This is a genomic window from Actinomadura sp., from assembly GCF_044508335.1.
Lineage (GTDB): Bacteria > Actinomycetota > Actinomycetes > Streptosporangiales > Streptosporangiaceae > Spirillospora.
Genome location: NZ_JBIQHY010000102.1, coordinates 1 through 6,432, shown reverse-complemented (window position 1 = coordinate 6,432; position 6,432 = coordinate 1). Strand labels below are relative to the sequence as shown.

Genomic DNA, 6,432 nt, shown 5'->3' with positions numbered 1-6,432 from the left:
CCTGGAAGGACGACCCCGCCGTCGTCGCCTGCGACCACGGTGCCCGCGACCACGGCGCCCGCGACCACGGTGCCCGCGACCACGGTGCCCGCGACCACGGTGCCCCCGACCACGGCGCCCGCCCGGCGGACGCCGTCCTGCGCTGGAGCCGGCGCCTGCTCGACCCCGCGCTGCGGGCGGCGGTCGACGCCATGCCGGACACGGCCCGCCGCATCGCCGCCTACCACTTCGGCTGGCGGGACGAGCGGGGCCGCCCGGCCTCCGGCCCGGCGGGCAAGGCGATCCGCCCCGCCCTCGCGCTGCTCGCCGCGGAGGCGGCCGGCGGGACGGCCGCCGCCGCCCTGCCGGCCGCCGTCGCGGTCGAGCTGGCGCACAACTTCTCGCTCCTGCACGACGACGTCATGGACGGGGACCCGACCCGCAGGCACCGCCCCACCGCTTGGACGGTGTTCGGCACGAACGCCGCGATCCTGGCCGGGGACGCGCTGCTCGCCGCCGCCTACGGGGCGCTCGCGGACGGCGACTCCCCGGCCGTCGCGCCCGGCGTCCGCGTCCTCGCGCGGGCCGTCGTCGACCTGGTCGAGGGCCAGTGCGCCGACCTGTCGTTCGAGGACCGCACCGACGTGACCCTCGACGCGTGCCTCACGATGGCGAACCGCAAGACCGGCGCGCTGATGGGCGCGGCCTGCGCCCTCGGCGCCCTCTACGGCGGCGCGGCCACCGCGGAGGCCGACCGCCTGCGCACCTTCGGCGAACGCTTCGGCCTGGCCTTCCAGCTCACCGACGACCTGCTCGGCATCTGGGGCGACCCCGCCGTCACCGGCAAACCCGTCCGCTCCGACCTGCACAACCGCAAGAAGTCCCTGCCCGTCGTGGCGGCGCTGACCTCCGCGACCCCCGCCGCCGCCGAACTCGCCGACCTCTACCGCCCGCGCGGCGAGCCGCTGTCCGCCGGCGACACCGCCCGAGCCGCCGCCCTCATCGAAGCGACCGGTGCGCGCGCCTGGGCCGCCGCCCACGCCGACACCCTGCTCGCCGAGGCCGAGGAATGCCTGACCGGCATGGCCCCGGCCCCGTCCGCCGAACTCCTGACCCTGGCCCGCCTCACGACCCACCGCGACCACTGAGGTTCCGCGGCCTGCCCTCGACGGGTCCTAGCCCTTGATCTGGGTCCAGGCCTGGGCCCAGCGGGAGTAGTCGACGCAGTTGTTGCCGCGGTCGTCGCCGCAGTCCTCGACGGGGGTCTTCCAGAAGGCGAGGCGCCGGTAGAACTCGGGGTCGCCGACGTGGTACGTCGAGCAGAAGCCCTTGGCGGTGTAGCGGCACGCCTTCGGGTTGGCCGGGGCCTCGCCGAACCACTGCGCGACCTCCGCCTGCACCTTGGGAGTGGTGATCCAGTTCATCCACTTGTACATGCAGGTCGGATGCTGCGCCTTCGAGGAGACCATCCAGGTGTCGGACCATCCGGTCGCGCCCTCGGACGGGAGGGTGGTCGCGACGGGCGCCTTGTCCGCGAGGGCCAAGTTGGCGGTCACCTGCCACGCGGTGCCCGCGTAGTTGTAGCCGCTCTTGAACGACTGGAGCTCGTCCAGGTAGTTCGCCCAGTACTGGTTGACCATCGGGCGCTGCTGCTTGAGCAGGTCGACGGCCGCCTGGAACTGCTTCTCCTCCAGCTCGTACACGTCGGTGATCTTCAGGTCGGGGCGGTGCGCCTTCAGGTAGAGGGCCGCGTCCGCGATGTAGATGGGGGAGTCGTAGGAGACGACGTGCCCGGCGGCGGGGGAGTCCTTCTCCCAGACGACGCTCCACGAGGTCGGACGTTGCGGGATCTTGTCCGTCCGGTACATGAGCATGTTGGCGCCGTAGCCGTGCGGGACGCCGTACATCGTGCCGTTGACCGAGTTGTACGGCTGGTTCTTCAGGTACTTGGCGATGTCGGCGTAGTTGGTGAGCAGCCCGGTGTTGACCGGCGCGACCAGCCCGCCGTAGATGAGCCGCAGGCTCGCGTCGCCGGACGCCGACACGCCGTCGTACCGGCCGGTCTTCATCAGCGCGACCATCGAGTCGGACGTGTCGGCGACCTTCGTGCGCACCTTGCAGCCGGTCGCCTTGGTGAACGGGGTGACCCAGTCGACGCTCTCGTCGCTGGAGCCGTCCTCGGCGTACCCCGTCCAGGCGACGAGGTCGAGCCGCCCTTCCGGAGCCCCGAGCTCCTGCATCATCGGGATTTCGGGCGGTGTGGCGGCGGACGCGGAGCCGCCGCTGCACCCGCCGGCCAGCGCCGCGGCCGCGGACAGCGCGCCGGCGGCCAGCACCGCCTTCGACCTGCGCGGGCGGGCGGGCGACCGGGCGTTCTTCGTCGCGTGGGGAGAACGAGCCATCACGCTGAGGCATCGTAGGGGTATTTTCGTCCGTCTGTGCACACAAAACGTGATGATCCGGAAACTGTCGACACACGGCGGCGCGCCGTCCTAGGCTCTCCTACCGTTCCCAGGCGACCCGTCCCCCACTCCGGTCCCGTCCGCCCCGCTAGCCGTCCGAACGAGTGAAAGTTCAGCCGCAGTGCCAAATCGAGGCCGCACCACCACGGACTCAGCCGCCGGCCACCGGCGGGTTCCCAAGGCAGCGCGATTCCGGTCCATCCGCTTCAAGGTCATCCTCATGGTCACCGTGTCGGTGGTCTCCCTCGGCGTGCTCTGGGCGTTCGCCGCGAGCATCGCGCTCGGCGAGGGGCTGAACCTCCGGCACGTCAAGACGGTCCAGGAGCACTACGCGTACCCGTCCGGCGCGCTCGGCAGCGCGCTGCAGGCGGAGCGGCGGCTGTCGATGGTGTACCTCGGCGGCCGCGCGGAGGGCGACCGCGCGTCGATGGAGTCCGGCCGGCTCGTCACCGACCGGCAGGCCGACCTGTTCCGCCGGCTCGCGAAGGACGCCGGCGCCCGCGCCGCCGCGCCGGAGAACGCCCGCAAGATCGCCGACAAGATCATCAGCGAGCTGGACGGCCTCGCCGCGCGGCGCCGCGCGATCGACGACGGCACCATCGACCGGGACCGCGCGTTCGCCGGCTACACCGCGCTGATCGGCGACGTCGGCGCGCTGCAGGGCTCGCTCGCCACGCTGGACAACTCCGAGGTCGCCAAGGACGCCCGCAACGAGGCGTCCCTGACCCGCGCCCGCGAGGTCCTCGCGCAGGAGGACGCGCTGCTCGCCGGCGCGCTCGCCGCCGGCCGCATGACCCCCGACGAGCACTCCCGGTTCGTCAAGCTCGTCGGCACGCAGCGCGCCCTCTACGGGTACGCGGCGGCCGAGCTGCGCTCCGCCGACCAGGCGTACTACCAGCGCGTCGTGACGATGCCGGAGTACGCCCGGCTGCGCACGCTGGAGGACCGGTTCGTCGGGTCCGCCCGGCTCGTCAAGAACAGCGCCGCGAACTCCGGGGTGCTGTGGAAGACCACCGCCGACTCCAACCTGACGCGGCTGCGCGGCCTCGAACTCTCCGTGGCCGCGGGCGCCGAGCAGCGCGCGGAGCCGATCGCGGACGGCATCATCACCCGCGTCGTCCTCGCGGGCGTGCTCGGGCTCGTCGCCGTCGTCGCGTCCCTCGTCCTCGCCGTGTGGGTCGCCCGGTCCGTCATCCGCGAGCTGGCCCGGCTGCGCCGCGAGGCGATCGACCTCGCCGACGTCCGGCTGCCCGGCGTGATCCGCCGGCTGCGCCGCGGCGAGGAGGTCGACGTGGCCGCCGAGGCGCCGCCGCTGGCGTTCGGGACCCGCGAGATCGACCAGGTCGGCGAGGCGTTCAACGCGGCCCGGCGCACCGCGATCCAGGGCGCGGTCGAGGAGGCGACGCTCCGCCGCAACGTCAGCGACGTGTTCGTGAACCTCGCCCGCCGCAGCCAGACGCTGCTGCACCGCCAGCTCAAGCTGCTGGACGCGATGGAGCGGCGCATCGAGACGCCCGACGACCTGGAGGACCTGTTCCGCGTCGACCACCTCGCCACCCGCATGCGGCGGCACGCCGAGGGCCTGATCATCCTTTCCGGGCAGGCGCCCGGCCGCGGCTGGCGCAGCCCCGTCGCGATCGTCGACATCGCCCGCGCCGCCGCGTCCGAGGTCGAGGACTACACCCGCGTCAACGTCGCGCCGATGACCCGCGCCGCGATCGTCGGGCCCGCCGTCGCCGACGTCATCCACCTGCTCGCCGAGCTGATCGAGAACGCGACCGCGTTCTCGCCGCCGCACACCACCGTCCAGGTGCAGGGGCAGGCCGTCTCGCACGGCTTCACGCTGGAGGTCGAGGACCGCGGCCTCAGCATGGACGAGGCGAGCCTCGCCGCCGCCAACGAGCGGCTCGCCACCGCCGCCGAGTTCGACCTGTCCGACAGCGCGCAGCTCGGTCTGTTCGTGGTCGGGCGGCTCGCGCGCCGGCACGACATCAAGGTGACGCTGCGGACGTCCCCGTACGGCGGGATGACCGCGATCGTCCTGCTGCCCGAGGGCCTCGTCGTCCCGGACGAGGGCGACCAGGCGCGGAGCGGGCCCGCCCTCACCACCCGCCGCGCGGAGGACGCGCTGGTCCCCGTCGGCTCGGTCGTCGGCGGCCGGGAGCGCGGCGGATCGGTGCTGCGGCTCCCGGCCGGGCGGCACGCCGCCGCCGCGTCCCAGCCGGGCGACCCGCTCGTCCGGCCCGCCGAGGCGCCCGCCGGTGAGCCGGGGACCGGGCCGATCCCGGCGTTCCAGGACCCGGCCTCGGGGACCGGGCCCATCCCGGTGTTCGACGAGCCCGCCGCGGGCACCGGGCCCATCCCGGTGTTCGGGGAGGACACGCGGCCCGCGGAGACGCCGGCGCCGCGCTCCGCGCCGTCCCCGTGGGGCGACCCGCCCGCCCCGTCCGAGCCCGCGCCGTCGCCGTGGGGCGACCCGCCCCCGCCCGAGCCCGAGCCGCCGGCCGCCAAGCCGGGCGTGCCGCGCTCCCCGCGCGAGGTCCGGCGGCGCCCCCCGGGCGCGTCCGGGGCGGCCGACCGGCCGCCGCTGCCGAAACGCGTCCGGCAGGAGAACATGGCCGCCCAGCTGCGCGAGGACCCCACGGTCACGTCGCCGCGGCCCGCCGCGTCCCGGCCGAGCCGGTCGCCCGAGGAGCTGCGGTCGATGATGTCGTCCATCCAGCAGGGCACCCGGCGCGGCCGCGCCGAGTCCCTCGACAACGAGGAATCGTGACGGACCATGACCGGTCCTGGCAGCGAATGGCTCGATGACGAGGCCGGCCCGATCGTACGCTCGTACGCGCTGACCCGCGGGCGGGCGCGGCCCGCGGCCGGTGAGGGCTTCGACATGATCACGATAGTCTCGACCGCGGCGCGGCCCCGGTCGGGCTCGCCCGGCATCGGCCCCGAGCACCTCGACATCCTGGAGATGTGCGTGCAGCCGCAGCCGGTCGCCGAGATCGCCGCCCGGATGAAGCTGCCGCTGGTCGTCGTGCGGGTCCTGCTCGGCGACCTGCTGCACCACCGGCTCATCACCGCCACCCGTCCCCCACAGGAGAGCCCGCTCTCCAAGGAACGTCTGCTGAGGGAAGTGCTCCATGGTCTCCAAGCCCTCTGAGAACGCCGGCCCCGGCGAGGATTCCGCCCCGGCGGCGCCGGTCGCGGTGAAGATCCTCGTGGCCGGCGGCTTCGGGGTCGGCAAGACCACGCTCGTCGGCGCGGTCAGCGAGATCCGGCCGCTGCAGACCGAGGAACTGCTCACCGACCGGAGCGTCGGCGTGGACGACACCGAGGGCATCGAGCAGAAGACCACGACCACGGTCGCGATGGACTTCGGCCGCATCACGATCCGCGACGGCCTCGTCCTCTACCTGTTCGGGACGCCCGGCCAGGACCGCTTCTGGTTCATGTGGGACGAGCTGTCGTACGGCGCGCTCGGCGCCGTCGTCCTCGCCGACACCCGCCGGCTCGCCGACTGCTTCCCCGCCGTCGACTACTTCGAGAACCGCGGCCTGCCGTTCGTCATCGGCGTCAACTGCTTCGACGACGGCTACGACTACACGACCGAGGAGATCCGGGACGCGCTCGACCTGCGCCCGGACACCCCGGTCGTGCTGTGCGACGTCCGCGAGCGCGCGTCCGGCAAGGAGGTGCTGACGACGCTGGTGAAGCATCTCCTCAGCATCCACGAGGCGCAGAACCCGGCGGGCGCCACCGCGGGGTGATCACCGCGCGGTAGGCTTCCGGCGACATGAACCGGACACGCGCGCGTCTCTCCGACGGCCGCGAGATCGTCTACTACGACGAGGCGCCCGGGCGCGTGCCCGTGCCCGACCCGCGCGGGCTGCCGCCGACCGAGCCGGTCTGCGAGACGCGCCGCGACCCGCTGACCGGCGAGCACGTCACGATCACCGCGCACCGCAACACCCGGACGTTCCTGCCGCCCGCCGAC

The 6,432-nt window shown here is 73.9% G+C and carries 5 protein-coding genes and 1 pseudogene; 5 read left to right on the top strand and 1 reads right to left on the bottom strand.

Translation table 11 applies throughout. The features are described from left to right. Positions 1–137: 137 nt before the first annotated feature. Positions 138–1,127, top strand: a complete 990-nt coding sequence (locus ACIWVC_RS26770) for a family 2 encapsulin nanocompartment cargo protein polyprenyl transferase (RefSeq protein WP_396454740.1) — start codon at positions 138–140, stop codon at positions 1,125–1,127. 27 nt (positions 1,128–1,154) lie between these two features. Here ACIWVC_RS26770 and ACIWVC_RS26765 read toward each other — a convergent pair whose 3' ends face one another. Next, positions 1,155–2,381 (bottom strand): ABC transporter substrate-binding protein, encoded by a 1,227-nt coding sequence (locus ACIWVC_RS26765; protein ID WP_396447593.1) that lies wholly within the window; start codon positions 2,379–2,381, stop codon positions 1,155–1,157. A gap of 280 nt (positions 2,382–2,661) precedes the next feature. Between ACIWVC_RS26765 and ACIWVC_RS26760 the strand changes: the two genes are divergently transcribed. The 4 genes and pseudogenes from ACIWVC_RS26760 to ACIWVC_RS26745 all read left to right on the top strand — a co-directional run. Next, the gene (locus ACIWVC_RS26760) at positions 2,662–5,214 is read left to right on the top strand and encodes a nitrate- and nitrite sensing domain-containing protein (RefSeq protein ID WP_396454735.1); all 2,553 of its coding nucleotides are present in this window, start codon (positions 2,662–2,664) and stop codon (positions 5,212–5,214) included. Positions 5,215–5,220: 6 nt separating this feature from the next. Then, a complete protein-coding gene (locus tag ACIWVC_RS26755) occupies positions 5,221–5,598 on the top strand; it encodes a DUF742 domain-containing protein (protein WP_396447570.1) in 378 nt (125 codons plus the stop codon). Beyond that, positions 5,579–6,205, top strand: coding sequence for a GTP-binding protein (locus ACIWVC_RS26750; RefSeq protein WP_396447569.1), 627 nt, complete (start codon positions 5,579–5,581; stop codon positions 6,203–6,205). The genes ACIWVC_RS26755 and ACIWVC_RS26750 overlap by 20 nt, the downstream gene beginning before the upstream one ends. A gap of 26 nt (positions 6,206–6,231) precedes the next feature. Next, positions 6,232–6,432: pseudogene (locus ACIWVC_RS26745) on the top strand (galactose-1-phosphate uridylyltransferase); the annotation flags it as partial.